Source organism: Mycobacterium neglectum, from assembly GCF_002591975.1.
GTDB classification, from domain to species: domain Bacteria; phylum Actinomycetota; class Actinomycetes; order Mycobacteriales; family Mycobacteriaceae; genus Mycobacterium; species Mycobacterium neglectum.
On the sequence record NZ_NVQE01000028.1, the window covers coordinates 17,971 to 38,310 of the forward strand.

The window sequence follows — 20,340 nt, forward strand, 5'->3', positions numbered from 1 at the left end:
TCTTTCCTGCTCCAACCATGTTTGTATACGGCGCGACACTTGCGCCCATCCCTGTTGCCGTGTGTATAGTGAATGTCACTCGGCTTATGCCGGGTGTGCATCAGCCCGACCCCCCGGGGCTGATACACGACGACCTCCGCCTCCTCCCCCCCTGGCGGGGGTTGTCCCTTTTCTGGGGGGAGTCATTCTCTGTGGCCACGTCGCCCTAGTTGGGGTCGTTTCCCTTTGTCGCATGCTTCGCCTTTCGGATAGATGGGCTGGCCCACTGTCGTTGCGGAATGTGATTTTCGCCGTAGATTTTTGCGATCCATCCCCACCTTCGAGTTGATCCACAGAGCGGCTCGTCGTGGTAGCGCGGGGTCAGCGGGCGGCCGCATGGTTGGCTCATGGGAGCCGCCGGGGTACTCGCACTGATCAACGACACCGACCTGCGCGATGACGTCGATCGCATCGCCGCGGCAGCCGGCGTCCGGGTCATCCACGCAAGCGAGCCGTCCGGCCGCAAAGTGTGGACTGGCGCGGTCGCCGTAGTGCTCGACCGCGAGGCGGCGCACCGCTGCGCACGGACGGCATTGCCGAGGCGCGGCCACGTCATCCTCGTCACGCAAGCGGATCCCGGTCCCGCCGACTTCCAGGCCGCGATCGCCGTCGGCGCTCAACACGTGATCGCCCTGCCGTCCGAAGACGGTCACCTGATGGCCGAACTGGCCGATGCCGCAGAAGCCGCTCTTACGGACGGTCCGCGCGGCGCGGTCGTCGCGGTCGTCGCGGGCCGGGGCGGGGCGGGCGCATCGGTTTTTGCGACCGCGTTGGCATACACGGCGTCGGAGCTGACCGATGCGCTGCTCATCGATGCCGACCCGTGGAGCGGAGGCATCGATCTGCTGCTGGGTATCGAGGCCGACCCAGGGCTGCGCTGGCCCGACCTGATGCTGCGCGGCGGACGACTGAACTATGCAGCGCTACGTGACGCGCTTCCGCGGCAACGCGGTGTATCAGTGCTTTCAGGTGGACGCGGCGGTGGTGAGATCGACGCCGCTCCCCTGAGTGCCGTCGTCGATGCGGGCAGCCGCGGCGGCGCGACGGTGGTCTGCGATGTGCCGAGACGATCGACCGCGGCAGCGGAAACCGCGCTCGAATCGGCAGATCTCGTCATCGTCGTCACCTCCGCCGATGTGCGCTCCTGCGCTGCCGCCGAGGGAGTCGCGCGGTGGGTGTCGTCGGTGAACCCCAACGCAGGTGTCGTCGTGCGGGGGCCGGCGCCCGGCGGTTTGCGGTCCTGCGACGTGGCCGAAATGGTGGGCCTTCCGCTGCTCGCCGCCATGCGCCCGCAGGCCGGTCTCGCGGACACTCTCGAACGCGGCGGTCTTCGACTGGGGCGCCGCGCCCCGCTCGCCGGTGCCGCCCGCCGGGTGATGGCGGTTCTGCAACAACACCCGGTGGTGACCGCGGCATGAGCGCCTCATTGATCGAACGCGTCCGCGAGCGGCTCGCTGCAGAATCGGCACCGCTGCGGCCAACCTCGGTCGCCGCGGCGATCCGGGCGGAGTCCGGCGGGCTCCTGGGTGACGCCGAGGTGCTGAACGGCCTGCGGGTACTGCAAACCGAACTCACCGGGGCCGGCGTACTGGACCCTCTCCTGCGTGCGGCCGGGACCACCGATGTGCTGGTCACCGCGCCCGATGCGGTGTGGGTGGACGATGGCGACGGTCTGCGCCGGACATCGATTCGGTTCGCCGACGACGACGCTGTCCGCCGACTGGCGCAGCGGTTGGCGCTCGCGGCCGGACGCCGTCTGGACGAGGCGCAACCCTGGGTCGACGGCCAGCTGAACGGATTGGGCGGCGGGCAGTGCACGGTCCGTCTGCACGCCGTCTTGTCGCCGGTCGCCCCTGGTGGCACGTGCCTGTCGCTGCGAGTGCTCCGCCCCGCGACCCAGGATCTCGCCGCCCTGATGACGACCGGAACGATCGAGCCGTCAGCGGCGGCGCTTCTGGAAGACATCATCGACGCCCGCCTGGCCTTCCTGGTCTCCGGCGGCACCGGCGCAGGCAAGACGACGTTGTTGGCCGCGATCTTGGGTGCGGTTCCTGCTCATGAACGCATCGTCTGTGTGGAGGACGCGGCTGAACTGGAACCCGCACACCCGCATCTGGTGAAGCTCGTCGCACGGTGCGCCAACGTCGAGGGTGTCGGCGAGGTGACCGTGCGCGATCTCGTCAAGCAGGCGCTGCGGATGCGACCGGACCGGATCGTCGTCGGTGAGGTCCGCGGCGCCGAGGTTGTCGATCTGCTCGCCGCGCTCAACACCGGGCACGACGGCGGAGCCGGCACCGTCCACGCCAACAGTCCGGCCGAGGTCCCCGCGCGGTTGGAAGCGCTTGCCGCGCTGGGCGGGCTCAACCGCGGTGCGCTGCACAGCCAGCTCGCGGCGGCCGTTCAAGTACTAGTGCATGTCCGACGCGATCGCGCCGGTCGTCGGCGGCTCAGCGAGATCGCGGTGCTCGGCACGGCAGGCGATGGCCGGGTCCGCGCCGTGACCGCGTGGCGCGTTGACGCGGGGTACGACCGCGGCGCAGACGACTTACGCCAACTCGTGCGTGAGCGGCGGTCGGCATGAGCGCTGCGGCACTCGCGTTGGCCCTCGCGCTGTTGACGGCACCGCGTCCGTCCCGGCACCGACTCAGCGCCAGGCAACCCGTCCGATCAAAATCCCCGAGACTGTCCGTCGCCTCGGGACTGGCACTGACGGCGATAATGCTTTCTCTGGTGGCTGCGGCCACGTCCGTCGGTGTGGTTGCCGCCGTGGCGATCGTGGGCGCGACTGTCGAGATCCGTCGCAGGAGCCGGAAACGGCGCCGCTCCCGCGCCGCCGAAGCCGTCGCGCTGCGGGGCGCTTTGGACATCCTGGTGGGTGAGTTGCGTGTGGGAGCGCACCCCGTCGCCGCATTCGGCGTCGCTGCCGAAGAAACCGACGGTGTCGTCGCCGCAGCGCTGCGGACAATCGCGGCACGAGCAAGACTGGGCGCTGACGTCGCGGCGGGCATGCTCAGCGTGGCACGCCACTCGTCGCTGCCCGGGCAGTGGGAGCGACTCGCGGTGTGTTGGCAGCTCGCGCAGACGCATGGCCTGGCCATCGGGACGCTGATGGAAACCGCGCAGCGGGATCTCGTCGAGCGGCAACGTTTCTCCTCCCGCGTCGAGGCCGGCATGGCCGGAGCGCGCACCACCGCTGCGGTGTTGTCGGGCCTTCCCGTCATCGGCATCGGACTCGGCCAGCTGATCGGTGCGGATCCGTTGACCTTTCTGCTTTCCGGTGGCTTCGGAGAATGGCTGTTGGTAATCGGGGTTCTGTTGGCCTGCGCTGGTCTGCTGTGGTGTGACCGGATCATCTGTGCGGTGTCGAGATGACCTGCGCCGCATTGCTACTCGCCACCGCGGTGTTGCTGGGCAACGACAGGTCGCGAGCGCGAATTCGGGCGCGGACCGGTGCCGGGGTGGCGCAGACGGCGCTGTCCACGCGTACTGGCGCTGCCGCTGAGTCCGATCCGCTGGCCACCGCGTCGGCGCTGGAGGTGCTGGCCGCGTGCCTGCGGTCGGGCATGGCGGTGTCGACGGCCGCCGCGGCGACGGCGCCGTCCGCGCCACCGCACCTGGCCCGCATCTTGAACCGCGCCGCGGACCTGCTCGCGCTCGGTGCTGATCCGGCGTCGGCATGGTCGGATCCAGCCCGGCACCAGGACGGTAAGGCCGAAGCGCTGCTGCGGCTGGCGCGGCGTTCGGCGTCGTCGGGTGCCGCTCTCGCGCAGGGTGTTTCGGAATTGGCCGCCCAGGCCCGCGACGAGGCCGCGGACGCAGCCCGTGCTGCCGCGGAACGGGCGTCTGTTCTTATCGCAGGACCGTTGGGCCTGTGCTATCTGCCTGCGTTCCTATGTCTGGGCATCGTGCCGGTCGTGGCGGGGCTGGCCGGAGATGTCCTGCGTTCCGGTGTGTTGTAACGGATCGAGTGATGGGGAGGAAATCGATTGATAAACAAATGGGCTCGCGTGGTGGGGGCGCACATGCGTTCGGCCAAGGCGAGGCTGAACCTTGTAATAGTGGACGAAAGTGGTATGAGCACGGTCGAATACGCAATCGGGACGATCGCGGCAGCGGCGTTCGGTGCCATTCTGTACACCGTGGTGACGGGCGACTCGATCGTCAGCGCGTTGACCAACATCATCAACCGCGCGCTGAACACCAACGTCTAGGCGGCGAGGTCGGCAGTGCCACGGTCGAGGCGGCATTCGGCATCGCGGGTTTGGTCGCGGTGCTGTTGTTGTGCACGTCGAGTCTCACTGCGGTGTCGATGCACATCCGATGTGTCGACGCGGCCAGGGAGGCGGCGCGCCTGGTGGCGCGTGGCGAAGACGGCTCGGACACCGCACGAGCCATCGCGCCCAACGGCGCGGCGGTGCAACTTCGTCGCGACGGCGAACACGTCGTCGTCACCGTGTCGGCGCGATCGGTGTTCCTGCCGGGACTCACCGTCGCAGGACACGCTGTCGCCGCGGTGGAGCCTGGTCAGCGCTGAGGCGGGCTCGGCCACTCTGGTAGCCGTGGCGATGATGGCGGTTTTGCTGACGGTCACCGTCGCGTGCGTGTACTTCGGTTCGGCCGTGATTGCGCGACATCGCGCTCAGTCAGCGGCCGACCTCGCAGCACTGGCCGCAGCGGGTGGCCTCGCGCACGGCGCCCAGGCGGCGTGCGCGCAGGCCGTTGCGGTGGCCGAGGCGATGCGCACCGCGGTCGCGGACTGCTCGGTGACCGGACTCGATGTCGTTGTCGCAGTGGACGTCAGCGTGTCGCTGGGCCGGTTCGGCATCGGTACCGCACGCGCGACCGCCCGTGCAGGCCCGATTGACTCACGGCTGACGTAGCGTCGCCAGCCCCGCGTACACGTCGTCCTCGAGCTCGACGCGGTTGATCGTCACGTGCACGGGTGTCCACCCACCGTCGTTGGCCGCCAAGCGCAGCGTGGCAGAGGTGGCACCCGTGGCGAATTCATTTGTCATCCTTGCTATCTGGGCACGGTCGTCTGGATGTACGAGGTGATCACCCGCCAGGCTCACCCGCCAGTTGAAGAACGGTGCGGGATCGTCGAGCCATTTCAACAGTGTCCAGTTCGTAAGGTCGACCAGCGCGCGGTGAGCGCCGGGCTCTGCCAGTCCCTTGAGGATGCGCTGCGCCAGGTAGTCGCGTGAATCCGACTCGCTGTCGCGTTCACCACGCCAGTTCATCGCACGCAGGATCAGCCGCTGGCTTCCGTCGTCCTCCTCTTCGGCCAGTACCCGCGCGACGAAACCGATCGTGATCGGTTCGCCGCGATAGTCGGTGACGTCCCAGGAATTGCAGATCGTCTGACCGGGTTCGCGCGTGATCGTCATCGACAGGACCTGGGCCTCGCTCGGATTGAGATCGCGCTTTGGCAGATCCTCCGCGAACGCCCTGCCGTCCGTCACCTGGCTGTCGGGCGCCCATCCGCTGTTGTGCAGCGACTCCGTGGTGTCGGTGGCGGTGCCGCTGCTGAGGTCCCAGACCAGCGGTCCGGGGATCGGGCGTTCCGGCGGCTCCATGTCGGGCGGACCGATCCACACGTGCACACCGTGGATTCGTCCGTCGGTCATCTGTACGACTTCGGTGCGGATCACGCGGTCATTCTTCGGCGTGATGCTGCTCAAGCCCTGTCCGGCGCGGACGGTCTCGCCGATTGCGGAGTGTACCGCCATCAAATTCGGATTTCGCCTTAGAAATGCGCTGACCGGGACCATGTTCTTGGTCCGGCGGCCCTGGGCAACCACGGCGGGCTCGCTGCCCAGTGTCTCCACGAGCAGCCAGTCGTGGTTCATGAGGGCAGTTTAGGGCGGAGCCCCGGTTGGCCGTAGCCAGCAGCCACCTACGGATTCCGTTGCACCGCGTCATTTATGCATCGAATCACGGTATTGGCGCGAGCGTCAGTTAACCTTGTCAAGGTTGCGAAACCCCGCTCCGACGAGGTAGTTTACGCCTGCACCCGGGTGTTCCCGGCTAAGGAACGGATCGCGTTGTCCGGCCGTTCTTTGCAAATGTGAGACCAGGCGTTTCCGCCTTTGGGAGCCTGCTGTACACCCGCGGGGGCGACTGTTCGAGGGGTCGGTCGCCCCCGCGGGGTCACCACGCCGTATCGGCGAGTTCGTTCAGAACCAGTCGCAGCACTTTGATCGCTCCCTGCTTGTCGAGCGGGTCGTTCCCATTGCCACATTTGGGCGACTGCACGCACGATGGGCACCCGGCCGGGCAGTCGCACGCTTCGATCGCCGCCGCGGTCGCCGTCCACCAGGTGCCGATCTTGCGGAAACCGCGATCTGCGAAGCCCGCGCCGCCGGGATAGCCGTCGTAGACGAAGATCGTCGGCAAACCGTCCACCGGACCGATCGCCGTGGACACCCCGCCGATATCGCCGCGGTCGCAGCTGGCGACCAGGGGCAGCAGTCCGATCGCTGCGTGTTCGGCCGCGTGTAGCGAGCCAGGAACCCGTAGCAGCTCTATCCCGTTGTGCTGCAGCACCTCTGGTGTGATGGTGCACATCACCGCGGTCGTTTCCAGGGTGCGCGTCGGCATGTTGAGTTCGACGAAGTCGATGACTTCGCCGGTCAACCGGCGGCGCAGGTAGCCGATCACGGTGTTGGTCACCGAAACCGGCACGAGTCCAACTGTGACCGGCCCGTAGGTCTTGCGTTCTCCCTCGCCGGTGACGGCAATATCGGTCAGCTCGCGGGCGAACGTCGTGTACCCCGGGTCCTCGGCGTGGACGAACGCGACGCCGTCCTCGAAATCGAGTGAGTCGACGACATAGCTCTCACCCTGATGCAGGTAGACGGCCCCGGGATGGACCGATGCCGGTGCCTGGCCTGCGCCCGCACTTCCCAGTATTCGACCGGTACCTGCTTCCAGGATTGCGATCTGCCCGCCCGACGAGCCACGAATGTCCACGGCCGGATGTGGATCCACACCGGGGGTGGGGAAGTAGCCGGTCGGCCGCCGGCGCAGCAAGCCGTCGTCGACGAGCGACTGCGCGACCGCCTCGGCGTTCCACATCCGCACCTCCGCCTCGGTGAGCGGAAGTTCGGTGGCGGCGCAGAGCAGCTGCGGTCCAAGCACATACGGGTTGGACGGGTCGATGACCACGCGTTCGATCGGTTTATCCAGCAGCGCCGCCGGGTGGTGCACTAGGTAGGTGTCGAGTGGGTCGTCACGGGCGATCAATACGATCAGCGCGCTCTGGCCTCTGCGACCTGCGCGACCCGCCTGCTGCCAGAAGGACGTCACCGTACCGGGAAATCCGGCCAGCACGACGGCGTCGAGGCCGGCGATGTCGACCCCGAGTTCCAGGGCGTTGGTCGTCGCGAGCCCCCGCAGTTGGCCGTCGGCCAGTGCGCGTTCCAGTGCGCGGCGGTCTTCGGCCAGATAGCCCGCCCGGTAGGACGCCACCTTCTCGGTGAGATCCGATTTGAGTTCCTCGAGACGTGCGCGCGCACCGAGTGCCGTGAGTTCGGCACCGCGGCGTGAACGCACGAACGTCAGCGTCCGGGCGCCCTCGGCGATCAGACTCCCCATCACCTGGGCGGCGTCTGCGCCTGCCGAACGTCGTACCGGAGCGCCGTTTTCGCCGACGACGTCGTCCAGCAGGGCGGGCTCCCACAACGCAACGGTGCGCGCGCCCTGCGGTGATCCGTCTTCGGTGACCTCGGCGACGGTCTGCCCGATCAGCTCCGACGCGGTGATCGCAGGCGAGGCGGTGGTTGCGCTGGCGAAAATGACCGTGGGCCCCGATCCGCTAGCCGAGTAGCGCATGCTCAACCGCAGCAATCGGCGGAGCACCATGGCCACGTTGGACCCGAACACACCGCGGTAGTAATGGCATTCGTCGACGACGACGTATCTCAGGTTCCGCAGGAACACCGACCAGCGCGCGTGGTTGCGTAGCAGTGACAGGTGAATCATGTCGGGGTTGGAGAAGATCCACCGAGACCGCTCCCTCGCGAAGCGACGCACTTCGGTTGGGCTGTCGCCGTCGTACGGGCTTGGTGCGACGTCGCGCAGCGCGGACACCGCCTCGGTGAGTGAGACCGCTGCGCGCAGCTGGTCGTGGCCGAGCGCCTTGGTGGGCGACAGGTAGAGGACCCGGGACCGCGAATCAGCGTTCAGCGCCGTCAGTATGGGCAGTTGGTAGGCCACCGACTTGCCCGATGCCGTCCCGGTGCTCAGTACGACGTGACGTCCGGCATGCGCAAGGTCGGCCGCTGCGATCTGATGCGACCACGGCGCGGTGATGCCGCGATCAACGAACGCCTGCACCACATCTGGATCGGCCCACTGCGGCCATACGTCCGCACGCCCCTGCCGAGGAGGGAGCTCGGCGACATGACGCAACGGGTCGTGCCCGCCTGGCGTGGCGCCGTCGACCGCGCAAGCAAGCAGCTCGCGGCCGAAATCTGTCATTTGATGCCTTCCTGGGACGCCTCGTACGTGAATTGTTCCCCAATCGATCGCTTCTCCACTGTCGCCGCAGCCCAGAACGTGATTGACTGACTGCGGTCGCAGCTTCTGTGTTGGCGTATTCGCACTCGCAGGATCGACGTTGCGATCGCGGTTCCTGCGAGGGTTGTAGGTCGGGTCGAGTTCCGAGCACTCCACGAAGGTATGGCGGTCGGAACGGGCCCGGTGCACCGAAATGGTGGACCGCACCCGGTATGAAGAGAAGGAAATCACGAGAGATGCCACAGGGAACTGTGAAGTGGTTCAACGCGGAAAAGGGCTTCGGGTTCATCGCTCCCGAGGACGGTTCCGCCGATGTGTTCGTCCACTACACGGAAATTCAAGGAAGCGGCTTCCGTACCCTTGAGGAGAACCAGAAGGTCGAGTTCGAGGTTGGCCAGAGCCCCAAGGGACCGCAAGCCACAGGCGTTCGCGCCGTCTAACCGACGCACCTAAGGAAACCCCCCGCATAGCTCCGACAACGGGCACTGCGGGGGTGTTTTCGTTTTGTGGGGCGCCCTGGCCCGGCGACGCCTCGGCGGGGCTGTGCCTGCCTTAGGGTCGTACCGTGAGCCAGCTGTCCTTCTTTTCGGCCGAGTCGGTGCCCCCTGCCGTTGCCGACTTGACCGGGATACTCGCCGCACCGGGTCAGGTGGTGCTGGTGGGCTCGGGCTCGCAGGCCGGGGCGCGGCTGTCCGTCGTGGTCGAGCAGGTGTGGCGGGCCGAGGCGCTGGCTGAGATGATCGTCGAGGCTGGGTTGCAGCCCGAAATCGCCCGTACGGACGAGAACACCCCGCTGGTCCGCACCGCCGTGGACGCGCGCCTGGTCGCCATTGCGGGCGAGTGGACCCGTGGCGCGGTCAAGACGGTGCCGCCGCAGTGGTTGCCTGGCCCCAGGGAATTGCGTGCCTGGACGCTGGCGTCAGGCACCCCTGAGGCCGATCGCTACCTGCTTGGTCTGGACCCGCACGCGCCCGACACGCATTCGCCGCTCGCGTCGGCGATGATGCGGGTCGGGATAGCCCCCACTCTGATCGGAACCAGAGGGTCTCGTCCAGCGCTTCGGATCAGCGGCCGCCGTCGGCTATCGCGCCTGGTAGAGAACGTGGGGGAACCACCGCTGAATGTGGACGCGTTCGCCCAGTGGCCCCGAATCTGAGGCCTGCCAACCGGAGGGTCAGTTTGCGTCGACTCGCGCAGAATGCGAAATTGTCAGTTGCCGACGGGGCCATACTGCACGTTCAGTGCGGCATTGGGCCCTCCAGGCAGCGAAAGAAGTGGAGCAAAGGCACAGGTGGCAGACGGGGAGCGCGGTAGCGGCCGCAATGGAACTGTGCGGCGACTAGTCATAGTCGAGTCGCCTACTAAGGCGCGCAAAATAGCTGGCTACCTCGGCTCTAACTACATTGTCGAGTCGTCCCGTGGGCACATTCGGGACCTGCCGAGGGCGGCCGCCGACGTGCCGGCCAAGTACAAGTCGGAGTCGTGGGCCCGACTTGGCGTCAACGTCGACGCCGATTTCGAGCCGCTCTACATCATCAGCCCGGAGAAGAAGAGCACCGTCGCGGAGCTCAAGGACCTGCTCAAGGACGTCGACGAGCTCTATCTGGCCACAGACGGTGACCGCGAGGGCGAGGCCATCGCATGGCACCTCCTGGAGACGCTGAAGCCCCGCATCCCCGTCAAGCGGATGGTGTTCCACGAGATCACCGAGTCGGCGATCCGGGCCGCCGCCGAAGATCCGCGGGATCTGGACATCGACCTGGTCGATGCGCAGGAGACCCGGCGCATCCTGGACCGGCTGTACGGCTACGAAGTCAGCCCGGTGCTGTGGAAGAAGGTCGCGCCGAAGCTGTCCGCCGGTCGTGTGCAGTCCGTGGCTACCCGCATCATCGTGTCGCGCGAGCGGGAACGGATGGCGTTCAGAAGCGCGGGCTACTGGGACGTGACCGCCGAACTCGACGCCAGCGTGTCCAACGCGCAGGCCTCGCCGCCCACGTTCACGGCCAAGCTGAACTCCGTCGACGGACGTCGGGTGGCCACCGGACGCGACTTCGACTCGCTGGGCGGACTGAAGAAGCCCGACGAGGTGCTCGTGCTCGACCAGTCCGCGGCCGGTGCATTGGCCACCGGACTGCGCGGCGCGCAACTCGAGGTGTCCTCCGTCGAGCAAAAGCCTTACACCCGTAAGCCTTACGCGCCATTCATGACCTCGACACTGCAACAGGAGGCGGGCCGCAAGCTGCGGTTCTCCTCCGAGCGCACGATGAGCATCGCGCAGCGGCTCTATGAAAACGGCTACATCACCTATATGCGTACCGACTCGACGACGCTGTCGCAGTCGGCCATCGAAGCCGCGCGAAATCAGGCAAGCCAGCTCTATGGCCAGGAGTACGTGCACCCGACGCCGCGGCAGTACACCCGCAAGGTCAAGAACGCCCAGGAGGCACACGAGGCCATCCGCCCTGCCGGCGATGTGTTCTCCACGCCCGGGCAGCTGCACGCTGCGCTCGACACCGACGAGTTCCGACTCTACGAACTGATCTGGCAGCGCACGGTCGCCTCTCAAATGGCCGATGCCCGTGGCACGACGCTGTCGCTGCGGATCTCGGGAGCCGCCCGCTCGGGCGAGCAGGTCGTGTTCAGCGCCAGCGGCCGCACCATCACCTTCGCCGGCTTCCTCAAGGCCTACGTCGAAAGCATCGACGACCAGGCCGGCGGTGAGGCCGACGACGCCGAGAGCCGGCTGCCGCAGCTCGAGCAGGGCCAGCGGGTGGATGCCAAGGAGCTCACCGCCGACGGGCACACCACCTCGCCGCCTGCCCGCTACACCGAGGCATCGCTGATCAAGGCGTTGGAAGATCTCGGCATCGGCCGGCCGTCGACCTATTCATCGATCATCAAGACGATCCAGGACCGCGGCTACGTCCACAAGAAGGGCAGCGCGCTAGTTCCGTCGTGGGTCGCGTTCGCCGTCATCGGGCTGCTGGAGCAGCACTTCGGGCGACTGGTCGACTACGGATTCACCGCCGCGATGGAGGACGAACTCGACCAGATCGCGTCGGGCAATGAGCGAAGGACCAACTGGCTCAACAATTTCTACTTCGGCGGCGAGCATGGGGTTGCCGATTCGATTGCACGTTCGGGCGGTCTGAAGAAACTCGTCGGCGTGAACCTCGAGGGTATCGACGCCCGAGAAGTCAACTCCATCAAGCTATTCGACGACGAAGAGGGACGCCCGGTCTACGTCCGTGTTGGCAAGAACGGACCCTATCTCGAGCGGATGATCATCGGCGACGACGGTGAGCCGACTCCGCAGCGGGCGAACCTCAAGGACGAACTCACGCCTGACGAGTTGACGCTGGAGCTCGCCGAAAAAGCTTTCGCCACACCGCAAGAGGGCCGATCGCTGGGCGTGGATCCGGTGACCGGGCACGAAATCGTCGCCAAGGACGGCCGATACGGCCCTTATGTCACCGAGGTCTTGCCCGCTCCTCCGGAGGAGCCAGAGGGCGACGCGGGCACGCCTGCGAAGAAGGGCAAGAAGCCGACGGGTCCCAAGCCGCGCACGGGCTCACTGCTGCGCACGATGGACTTGGAGACGGTGACGCTCGAAGATGCACTCCGGTTACTCTCACTTCCGCGCGTCGTCGGGGTTGACCCGAATACGAACGAGGAGATCACCGCGCAGAACGGCCGGTACGGCCCATACCTCAAGCGTGGCACTGACTCTCGCTCCCTGGCGACCGAAGAGCAGATGTTCGACATCACCCTCGACGAGGCGCTGAAGATCTACTCGGAGCCGAAACGCCGTGGTGGACAACGAGCTTCGGCTCCTCCGCTGCGTGAGCTGGGCAACGACCCCGCAACCGATAAGCCGATGGTGATCAAGGACGGCCGGTTCGGGCCCTACGTCACCGATGGTGAGACGAATGCCAGTCTGCGCAAGGGCGACGACGTGATGTCACTGACCGACCAGCGCGCCGCGGAGTTGCTCGCCGAACGCCGCGCGCGTGGCCCGGTCAAGCGCACCAAGAAGGCGGCCAAGAAATCACCGGCGAAGAAGAAGGCCGCCAAGAAGACCTGACCTACCGCGGCGCGTCGCTGGACGCCTCACGCTTGGCCCGGACCTCCTCCGGTGACGCCAGGTTCAGCGGTCTCGCCAGTTGAGTCGGTGCCACGCGCCCGCGCAGCTCGACGATCTCGCCTACGTCCCAGCACAGCGCCTCCGCGTCGAGCGCACCGCTGACCGCGATGGCCGACGCAAGCACGTGGCCCGGCTCCAGCTTGGCCAATTCGGTCAGCCGCGCTGCCTCGTTGACCGGGTCGCCGATCACGGTGTACTCGAAACGGGCCAGCGCGCCGATGTGGCCGGCGATCGCGCGGCCGGCTGACACCCCGATCCCGAACTCGGTCTGGCCCAGCACCTTCAGCACCTCGTCGTGGAGCTCACGCGAAGCCGCAAGCGCGGCCCCGCAGGCGTCGGGGTGCTCGATCGGTGCACCGAAGATCGCCAGTGCCGCGTCACCCTGAAACTTGTTGACGAACCCGCCATGGCGGTTCACGGTGTCGACGACCACCCGGAAGAAGTCGTTGAGGAGGTTGACCACTTCGCCGGCGGGCATGGTCGCCGCCAGCTGAGTCGAACCGACGAGGTCCACGAAGAGCACGGCGACGTCGCGTTCCTGCCCGCCGAGTTCGGTGCCGCGCTCGAGCGCCCGCCTGGCGACGTCCTCTCCGACGTAGCGACCGAACAGGTCGCGCAGCCGCTGACGCTCGGCGAGGTCGCGGACCATGTCGTTGAAGCCCGCCTGGAGCAGGCCAAGCTCGCTGGCGTCATAGATCTGCATGTGGGCGTTGTAGTTGCCGCGCTGCACCTCGCCCAGCGCCCAGCGCAACTGGCGCAGCGGGTCGGCGATCGACATGGCCACCAGCACCGTGCCGAACAGACCGATGATCAACGCGGCGATGGCCAGCAGCAGGATCGGTGTTGTCAGCTTGTCGGCGGGCGCGGTGAGGACCTCGAACTTGCTGGCCACCAGCGCCAGCACGATCGCGAGGATGGGCACGCCGGTGGACAGCACCCACGTCATCACCTGGCGCTGGATCACCCCGGGAGCGCGGAAGTTCTCGGGCACACCACCGCGCAGAGCAGCCACGGCGACGGGCCGCAGCACCCGCTCAGACTGCAGATACCCGATGATCGCTGTCGCGGTGGCGCCGAGACCGCTGGCGACGGCGACGACGGGCGCCGACTTACTGGCCACCGGCCAGCTGGCCACGATGAACACCACCGACCCGAGCAACCAGTTCGCGACGTTGATCATCGTGCGGTAGTAGGGCATCTTCAGCGCGCGCACGCGGGCCAGCTCGGTGACGGCCGGGTCGCTTTCGGTGAGCAAGGTGTCTCGGCGCTGCCAGCGGATCACCGGGATCAGCAGCCGGAGGCTCAGGTACGACGCGGTCGTGAACGAGATGAACAGGAAGCCCAGGAAGACCGCCAGATTGAACGCGGGTAGGTCCTGCAGCTGGATGCGGTCCTCGGGCGGCAAACCGAAGCGCAGAAAACTCAGGACCAGCAGGGCGCCGATGATGTCGGCCTGCAACATCCCGAGGGTGAACACCGGCCACGGCGTACGCGCGACCCAGCGGACGAATGCGCCGATTCGCCTGATGGGTACGGCCTTGGAGATGGCCCCAGTGGTCACTGGACAACCGTATCGGTCGGCAAGGACGGGAAAAGGCGCAAACGAGCCCTGTGGGACGGACGTGTCGCTTCGCAGCACTACTGTTATCTGCGATGACCGGTGTCTTTTCGCGTCTGGTGGGTCAGCACGCAGTAGAAGCCGAGTTGGTGGCCGCCGCGCGGGCTGCCCGCGGTGATTCGGCTCACAATGGGCTCGCGACGGGCACCATGACACACGCGTGGCTGATCACCGGGCCGCCGGGGTCGGGCCGATCGGTTGCCGCGCTGTGCTTTGCCGCCGCGTTGCAGTGCACCAGCGACGGCGTCCCGGGCTGCGGAGAGTGCCGCGCGTGCTTGACGGCCATGGCCGGCACCCACGCCGACGTGCGGCGGATCGTTCCAGAGGGCCTGTCGATCGGCGTGGACGAGATGCGCGGCATCGTGCAGATCGCGTCGCGGCGGCCGGGGACCGGACGCTGGCAGGTGGTGCTGATCGAGGACGCCGACCGGCTGACCGAGGGCGCGGCGAATGCGCTGCTCAAGGTGGTCGAAGAGCCGCCGCCGTCGACGGTGTTCCTGCTCTGCGCACCGTCGGTGGACCCCGAGGACATCGCGATCACGCTGAGGTCGCGCTGCCGGCATGTGGCGCTGGTGACGCCGCCGGTGGACGCCATCGCCCAGGTACTGATCGACACCGACGGGCTTGCCGAGCAGGACGCCCGCTGGGCGGCGTCGGTCAGCGGCGGCCATGTCGGCAGGGCGCGGCGGCTGGCGGTCGACGAGGAGGCGCGTGAGCGCCGGAAGCGAGCCCTGGCATTGGCGCGCGATGCCGCAACCCCATCGCGGGCCTACGCCGCCGCAGAGGAACTGGTGGCCGCGGCCGAGGCGGAGGCGGTGTCGTTGACGGTCGACCGCAACGAGGTCGAGGCGGAGGAGTTGCGCACCGCACTGGGTGCCGGTGGCACCGGCAAGGGCACCGCGGGCACGATGCGTGGTGCGTCCGGTGCACTCAAAGATCTTGAACGACGGCAGAAGTCGCGCAAGACGCGCGCATCGCGCGACGCGCTCGACCGAGCACTGATCGACCTCGCCACCTACTTCCGGGATGCGCTGCTGGTGTCCTCGGGCGCGGGCGACATCCAACCCAACCACCCGGATATGGCGGAGAAGGTCGCCGCGATGGCCGCGCACGCGCCGCCGGACAAGCTGTTGCGCTGCATCGAGGCGGTTCTGCAGTGCCGGGAGGCGCTGGACATGAACGTGAAGCCGAAGTTCGCGGTCGACGCGATGGTCGCCACGGTGGGGCAGGCCCTGCGCGACTGACTTGGGCGCTCGGTGTGCCCTGTCGTAGACTCGTCCCGCCCCAAAAGGGCGCGGCCACCTTAGCTCAGTCGGTAGAGCGATTCACTCGTAATGAATAGGTCAGGAGTTCGATTCTCCTAGGTGGCTCCACGCGTTGTGACCTAGTTCGGCGCCACGAATCCAACGGGTCCCGACGCGATACACACCGATAGCGCCGCGGTGTTCGCCCGGACGTCGATCGCGTCGCCCGCGCCGGGTAGCCGGACGAAAACCCGGTTGAGTCCGGGGTGCACCGGCACCTTCACCTCGTCACCGTCGGTCAGCGACATCATCAGCGATCCATCGCTGTTGGCCAGGTAATTGATCTCCGCGGTCCAGTCGGCCGGCAACAGTGGACCGTCCAGCGGCATCCGCACGGGGAAGTCCGGCTGGACTAGATAGCCACATTGCGGAGCGGGGCCTTCGACGATGCTGCGTACCCACGTGACCTTCGCGTCGACCAACCGTCCGGTGCTGTCCAGCATGCGCAAGTCAGTTGTGGCCGAGGCGAATTCGGGCCTGCTTCGCAGCAATGCGAACATGTGGCTGGCCCGGTTCTCGGGACCGACCACTCGCTGCAGCACCATCGGGTCGACCTCCTGGTCGAGCATCGAAGCGTTGGACTCCTGCGCTGCGGTGGCCAGTCCCGCCACGGCATTGTGCAGGTACGGTTGAGCCGGGTTGTCGCGCCAACTGGTCATGAAGGTCGCGGTCGAGTATAGGCTGCTGGCCATGAACGCCGTTGTGGCGACGACGATTACGGCTGTCCTGGCGTGTGATGCATCCAGCCATCGCGATCCCTCGCGGTTGGGCGCGCACAGGCCGACGGCCGCCAGTAGCGCCAGCACGACCACCAGGTCGGGGAGATAGCGCAGCGTCTGTGCCAACTCGAGCGCGGTGTACTGCGACGAGCGCATCAGATAGATCGGGATCTGGCACGCCACCGCGTAGCCGACGGCGACGAACCACACCGCACCGATGCGCCGTTTGCGAACCACGGTCACCGCGATCACGGCCGCCAATGCCACCCAGCCCGAAATCATGACAGTCAGCGGCGGCGTCCCCCACGGCGAGGCGGGCGCCCACCGTTGCCAGTCCCACGGCCCACCAACGAGTCCGGGCACGATGCCGTGCGTCACCGACCGGGCGAGCAGATCCCACGTCATCGACCAGTCCAGGCTCCACCGCTTCTGATCGACGACAGCGAGGTAGACAACGATCCACGCGGCCGTCACAGCCAGCGACGCAACCCACAGCCGAACCCCGCGGCGCCACACCGTCGTCGGCGAACCCGCGCCGGTGACATGGGCCAGCAGCGCGGCGACCGCGAACGCGACGAACGGAATGACGGCCGCCTTTTCGAAGAACAGCAGGCCGCCGACGAACACCAGCAGACCCGTTACGGCGTAGCGCTGATTGCCGGTGCGCACCAGTAGTACAGCGTCCCCGCACACCCACGCCAGCGCTGTCAGCATGGGCAGCGAATTCAACGCCGCGGCCCACCACGCGAAACCCGGCACAGCCATCGGGGTGAACAGCGCAAAGGTCAGCGGGATGAGCAACACGGGCCGCCAGCCCAGAATCACGTGCAGTGCCCGCAGCAGTGCCAGAGACGCCAACAATTGCAGCACGATCAGGCTGATTGCCGGTAAAAGCCATTGCAGCGGCGCAAGCCGCGTGATCCCGCCGGCGACCAGGAACGCGGCGGGCATGACGTGGCCGTCGTGATCGTCGAACAGATACCCCGCCGACAGCAGGTTCTGGGTACCCGCCCGGCCGATCAATATCAGGTCGTCCCAGTAGAAGTAGCCGTTGAAGGCGAGCACCGCCCGGACGACGAGCTGCACCGCGATGAGTGCGGCAGCGGTGCGCGCGACCCAGCCGACCTGACCCGTGGACCGTTTCACGCGGGATACTGGTCGCCGGCTTGGCTCCGCGCCGCCCACGCGGACGCCACCATCTCGCCGAGCGAGTGGCGCATCTGCCAGTCCAGGTCGCGCCGCGCCAAATCGCCGGACGCGACGATGCGTGCCGGGTCCCCCGGCCGCCGGGGTTTGATCGCCGGTTCGAAGGCGATGCCGGTTGCTTTCCGGATCGCCGTCATGATCTCTCGCACGGACGTGCCGTCGCCGCTACCGAGGTTGTAGATGGGCTCGACGGACTGGCCGGCATTCAGCCGCTGCGCGGCGGCAACGTGCGCCAGCGCCAGATCGGCAACGTGGATGTAGTCGCGCACACACGTGCCGTCCGGTGTCGGATAGTCGTCACCGTTGATCTGCGGGGTCTCACCGCGGTACAGCATGTCGAAGACCAAGGGGAACAAGTTGTGCGGACTGGCGTCGAACAGCTCCGCCGATCCCGAGCCCACCACATTGAAGTAGCGCAGGCTGGTGTGCTTGAGGCCGGATGCGCGTCCGACGTCGCGCAGGAGCCATTCGCCGATCAGCTTGGTCTCGCCGTATGGCGACTCCGGTCCGTTCGGGGTGTCCTCGGTGACGACGTCGACGTCCGGTGTGCCGAAGGTGGCCGCGCTTGACGAGAACACCATCTTGTCGACGCCCTCGGCGTCCATCGCTTTGAGTAACGCCACCATCGCCGAGACGTTCTGTTCATAGGTGTGTAGGGGCCGACGGACAGACACCCCGGCGTACTTGAACCCGGCGATGTGAATGACACCGTCGACGTTGTGGTCTCGCAGCGTGTGTGCGACGAGGTCACCGTCCAGCAGCGTGCCGCGCACAAACGGCACCGACGTGGGGACGAACTGCTCGAGCCCGGATGAAAGGTCGTCGATCACAACCACCGGGAGGTCAGCCTCCAGCAGGGCTCGGACCACGTGAGAACCGATGTAGCCGGCCCCGCCCGTCACCATCCACGTCATGTTGGAGCCGAGTCTAGAGAGCCATCACCACGGGCAACAAAGTCGCCTCCCAATAAAGATTGCGAGTACTCACTTTCTATTGTAGGCTCGCGACATGACCTATGACGTGATTGTTCGCAACGGCCTCTGGTTCGACGGGACCGGCGCGGCCCCGCAGGTCCGCTCGCTGGGCATCCGCGACGGCATCGTTGCCACCGTTTCGGCCACCCCCCTGGACGAGACGGGCTGCCTCGACGTGATCGATGCGGCGGGCAAGTGGATCCTGCCCGGATTCATCGATGTGCATACGCACTATGACGCCGAGGTGCTGCTCGATCCCGGCCTGCGCGAGTCGGTGCGGCACGGGGTCACCACGGTGCTGCTCGGAAACTGCTCGCTGTCGACGGTCTACGCCGACACCGATGACGCCGCCGATCTGTTCAGCCGCGTCGAGGCGGTGCCGCGCAGCTTCGTCCACGGGGCACTGGAAGCCAAGAGGACGTGGTCCGATCCGGCCTCCTACGTCCGTGCCATCGACGATCTGCCGCTCGGCCCGAATGTGGGCTCGATGCTGGGACATTCAGACCTTCGCACCAGTGTGCTCGGCCTGGACCGTGCGACGACCGAGGGTGTGAAGCCGACCCCGGCCGAACTGGACCGGATGATGGTGATGCTCGAGAAGGCGCTCGACGCAGGACTTCTCGGCCTGTCCGGCATGGACGCGCCCATCGACAAACTCGACGGCGATCGATACCGGTCGCGGGCGCTGCCTTCGACGTTCGCCACCTGGCGCGAGCGTCGAAAGCTGATCTCCGTCCTGCGCAAGCGCGGCCGAATTCTGCAGAGTGCGCCCAATACCAAGCGCCCGGCCTCCGCGCTCATGTTCTTCATCACCAGCAGCAAGTTGTTCGGCCGCCGTCCCGGTGTCCGGATGAGCCTGCTGGTATCGGCCGACGCGAAATCGGCGACCGGCGCCGTGCATGTGTTCGGTCCCGGCGTAAGGCTACTCAACAAGGTGCTCGACTCGCTGGTGCGCTTTCAGCACCTTCCGGTTCCGTTCGAGCTGTACTCCGACGGCATCGACCTGCCGGTCTTCGAGGAGTTCGGTGCCGGCACCGCGGCGTTGCATCTGCGGGACCAACTCGAGCGCAACGAACTGCTGGCAGACACCGACTACCGTCGCCGGTTTCGCAAGTCGTTCGACCGGAAGAAGCTGGGCCCGTCGTTGTGGCACCGCGACTTTCACGACGCGACGATCGTCGAGTGCCCCGACAAGAATCTGATCGGTAAGAGCTTCGGTCAGATCGCCGACGAGCGCGGGCTGCATCCGCTCGACGCATTCCTCGATGTGCTCGTCGAGAACGGCGAGCGCAACGTGCGGTGGACCACGATCGTGGCCAATCACCGACCCAAGTATCTCGACAGGCTCGCCGCTGAACCGTCCATCCACATGGGGTTCTCCGATGCCGGCGCCCACCTTCGCAACATGGCGTTCTACAACTTCTCGCTGCGGTTGCTCAAGCGGGTACGCGACGCCGAGCGTGCGGGCCGCCCCTTTCTGTCGACGCAGCGCGCGGTGCACCGGCTCACGGCGGAGGTCGCCGAATGGTTCGGCCTCGATGCGGGCACCCTGCGCGAGGGTGAGCGTGCCGACTTCGTCGTCATCGACCCTGAGCGCCTCGACGAATCGGTCAACGGGTACCACGAAGCGACGGTCCCGTTCTACGGCGGGCTGAGCCGGATGGTCAACCGAAACGACTCCACTGTCGTGGCGACCGCGGTCAACGGTATGGTCGTGTTCCGCGACGGCGAGTTCTGTGAGGGTTACGCCACGACCGTCAAGTCGGGCCACTTCCTGCGCGCCGGCCAGTCGCAGCGCGCGAAAGCGCTTGCCTGA

Annotated in this window: 17 protein-coding genes and 1 tRNA gene; 13 read left to right on the forward strand and 5 right to left on the reverse strand. The window is 67.0% G+C overall.

The genetic code is table 11. From position 1 onward, the window contains the following. Nucleotides 1-386: 386 nt before the first annotated feature. The 7 genes from ssd to CSQ99_RS20435 all read left to right on the forward strand — a co-directional run bounded on the left by ssd (nucleotide 387) and on the right by CSQ99_RS20435 (nucleotide 4,919). Nucleotides 387-1,457, forward strand: a complete 1,071-nt coding sequence (ssd, locus tag CSQ99_RS20405; RefSeq protein ID WP_099040833.1) for a septum site-determining protein Ssd — start codon at nucleotides 387-389, stop codon at nucleotides 1,455-1,457. Further along, a complete protein-coding gene (locus CSQ99_RS20410) occupies nucleotides 1,454-2,620 on the forward strand; it encodes a TadA family conjugal transfer-associated ATPase (RefSeq protein WP_099040834.1) in 1,167 nt (388 codons plus the stop codon). The genes ssd and CSQ99_RS20410 overlap by 4 nt, the downstream gene beginning before the upstream one ends. Then, the gene (locus CSQ99_RS20415) at nucleotides 2,617-3,411 is read left to right on the forward strand and encodes a type II secretion system F family protein (protein WP_099040835.1); all 795 of its coding nucleotides are present in this window, start codon (nucleotides 2,617-2,619) and stop codon (nucleotides 3,409-3,411) included. The genes CSQ99_RS20410 and CSQ99_RS20415 overlap by 4 nt, the downstream gene beginning before the upstream one ends. Then, complete coding sequence (locus CSQ99_RS20420) at nucleotides 3,408-3,998, forward strand: type II secretion system F family protein (RefSeq protein ID WP_099040836.1); 591 nt, start codon at nucleotides 3,408-3,410, stop codon at nucleotides 3,996-3,998. The genes CSQ99_RS20415 and CSQ99_RS20420 overlap by 4 nt, the downstream gene beginning before the upstream one ends. A 63-nt stretch (nucleotides 3,999-4,061) precedes the next feature. Continuing rightward, on the forward strand, nucleotides 4,062-4,250 hold the full coding sequence (locus tag CSQ99_RS20425; RefSeq protein WP_099040837.1) for a DUF4244 domain-containing protein: 189 nt from the start codon (nucleotides 4,062-4,064) through the stop codon (nucleotides 4,248-4,250). 41 nt (nucleotides 4,251-4,291) lie between these two features. Further along, nucleotides 4,292-4,573 carry a TadE family type IV pilus minor pilin gene (locus tag CSQ99_RS20430; RefSeq protein WP_218014603.1) on the forward strand — a complete coding sequence of 94 codons (282 nt, stop codon included), beginning with the start codon at nucleotides 4,292-4,294 and terminating at the stop codon, nucleotides 4,571-4,573. After that, on the forward strand, nucleotides 4,560-4,919 hold the full coding sequence (locus tag CSQ99_RS20435) for an Rv3654c family TadE-like protein (protein WP_342746720.1): 360 nt from the start codon (nucleotides 4,560-4,562) through the stop codon (nucleotides 4,917-4,919). Before CSQ99_RS20430 ends, CSQ99_RS20435 begins: the two co-directional genes overlap by 14 nt. Here the strand turns inward: CSQ99_RS20435 and CSQ99_RS20440 are convergent. Together CSQ99_RS20440 and CSQ99_RS20445 are read right to left on the reverse strand one after the other, a co-directional pair. Continuing rightward, nucleotides 4,905-5,888, reverse strand: a complete 984-nt coding sequence (locus CSQ99_RS20440; RefSeq protein WP_099040838.1) for a PAS domain-containing protein — start codon at nucleotides 5,886-5,888, stop codon at nucleotides 4,905-4,907. The two genes, CSQ99_RS20435 and CSQ99_RS20440, sit on opposite strands and share 15 nt — an antisense overlap. A 301-nt stretch (nucleotides 5,889-6,189) precedes the next feature. Beyond that, nucleotides 6,190-8,520, reverse strand: a complete 2,331-nt coding sequence (locus CSQ99_RS20445) for a DEAD/DEAH box helicase (protein ID WP_099040839.1) — start codon at nucleotides 8,518-8,520, stop codon at nucleotides 6,190-6,192. Between the two features lie 275 nt (nucleotides 8,521-8,795). On the opposite strand from CSQ99_RS20445, the gene CSQ99_RS20450 reads away from it, so the two are divergent. From CSQ99_RS20450 to topA, 3 genes are all read left to right on the forward strand, one after another. Continuing rightward, on the forward strand, nucleotides 8,796-8,999 hold the full coding sequence (locus tag CSQ99_RS20450; protein WP_006243848.1) for a cold-shock protein: 204 nt from the start codon (nucleotides 8,796-8,798) through the stop codon (nucleotides 8,997-8,999). A gap of 125 nt (nucleotides 9,000-9,124) precedes the next feature. Further along, nucleotides 9,125-9,715: a hypothetical protein gene (locus CSQ99_RS20455; protein WP_099040840.1), complete on the forward strand. Its 591-nt coding sequence runs from the start codon at nucleotides 9,125-9,127 to the stop codon at nucleotides 9,713-9,715. A gap of 135 nt (nucleotides 9,716-9,850) precedes the next feature. After that, a complete protein-coding gene (gene topA / locus CSQ99_RS20460) occupies nucleotides 9,851-12,643 on the forward strand; it encodes a type I DNA topoisomerase (RefSeq protein ID WP_099040841.1) in 2,793 nt (930 codons plus the stop codon). Nucleotide 12,644: 1 nt separating this feature from the next. Here topA and CSQ99_RS20465 read toward each other — a convergent pair whose 3' ends face one another. Further along, nucleotides 12,645-14,339 carry an adenylate/guanylate cyclase domain-containing protein gene (locus CSQ99_RS20465; protein ID WP_425437845.1) on the reverse strand — a complete coding sequence of 565 codons (1,695 nt, stop codon included), beginning with the start codon at nucleotides 14,337-14,339 and terminating at the stop codon, nucleotides 12,645-12,647. Nucleotides 14,340-14,356: 17 nt separating this feature from the next. On the opposite strand from CSQ99_RS20465, the gene CSQ99_RS20470 reads away from it, so the two are divergent. Together CSQ99_RS20470 and CSQ99_RS20475 are read left to right on the forward strand one after the other, a co-directional pair. Next, nucleotides 14,357-15,565, forward strand: coding sequence for a DNA polymerase III subunit delta' (locus CSQ99_RS20470; RefSeq protein WP_099040842.1), 1,209 nt, complete (start codon nucleotides 14,357-14,359; stop codon nucleotides 15,563-15,565). A gap of 53 nt (nucleotides 15,566-15,618) precedes the next feature. Next, nucleotides 15,619-15,694: transfer RNA gene (locus CSQ99_RS20475), tRNA-Thr, on the forward strand. An 11-nt stretch (nucleotides 15,695-15,705) separates the two neighbouring features. Here the strand turns inward: CSQ99_RS20475 and CSQ99_RS20480 are convergent. Next, on the reverse strand, nucleotides 15,706-17,490 hold the full coding sequence (locus tag CSQ99_RS20480) for a hypothetical protein (protein ID WP_099040843.1): 1,785 nt from the start codon (nucleotides 17,488-17,490) through the stop codon (nucleotides 15,706-15,708). Beyond that, on the reverse strand, nucleotides 17,487-18,464 hold the full coding sequence (galE, locus tag CSQ99_RS20485; protein WP_099040844.1) for a UDP-glucose 4-epimerase GalE: 978 nt from the start codon (nucleotides 18,462-18,464) through the stop codon (nucleotides 17,487-17,489). The genes CSQ99_RS20480 and galE overlap by 4 nt, the downstream gene beginning before the upstream one ends. Nucleotides 18,465-18,558: 94 nt before the next feature. Here galE and CSQ99_RS20490 point away from each other — a divergent pair, with 94 nt between their 5' ends. After that, nucleotides 18,559-20,340 (forward strand): N-acyl-D-amino-acid deacylase family protein, encoded by a 1,782-nt coding sequence (locus tag CSQ99_RS20490; RefSeq protein WP_099040845.1) that lies wholly within the window; start codon nucleotides 18,559-18,561, stop codon nucleotides 20,338-20,340.

Coding starts and splice junctions, on each gene's coding strand:
- ssd (WP_099040833.1), top strand. CDS start 387: ATGGGAGCCGCCGGGGTACTCGCACTGATCAACGACACCGACCTGCGC.
- CSQ99_RS20410 (WP_099040834.1), top strand. CDS start 1,454: ATGAGCGCCTCATTGATCGAACGCGTCCGCGAGCGGCTCGCTGCAGAA.
- CSQ99_RS20415 (WP_099040835.1), top strand. CDS start 2,617: ATGAGCGCTGCGGCACTCGCGTTGGCCCTCGCGCTGTTGACGGCACCG.
- CSQ99_RS20420 (WP_099040836.1), top strand. CDS start 3,408: ATGACCTGCGCCGCATTGCTACTCGCCACCGCGGTGTTGCTGGGCAAC.
- CSQ99_RS20425 (WP_099040837.1), top strand. CDS start 4,062: ATGCGTTCGGCCAAGGCGAGGCTGAACCTTGTAATAGTGGACGAAAGT.
- CSQ99_RS20440 (WP_099040838.1), bottom strand. CDS start 5,888: ATGAACCACGACTGGCTGCTCGTGGAGACACTGGGCAGCGAGCCCGCC.
- CSQ99_RS20445 (WP_099040839.1), bottom strand. CDS start 8,520: ATGACAGATTTCGGCCGCGAGCTGCTTGCTTGCGCGGTCGACGGCGCC.
- CSQ99_RS20450 (WP_006243848.1), top strand. CDS start 8,796: ATGCCACAGGGAACTGTGAAGTGGTTCAACGCGGAAAAGGGCTTCGGG.
- CSQ99_RS20470 (WP_099040842.1), top strand. CDS start 14,357: ATGACCGGTGTCTTTTCGCGTCTGGTGGGTCAGCACGCAGTAGAAGCC.
- galE (WP_099040844.1), bottom strand. CDS start 18,464: ATGACGTGGATGGTGACGGGCGGGGCCGGCTACATCGGTTCTCACGTG.
- CSQ99_RS20490 (WP_099040845.1), top strand. CDS start 18,559: ATGACCTATGACGTGATTGTTCGCAACGGCCTCTGGTTCGACGGGACC.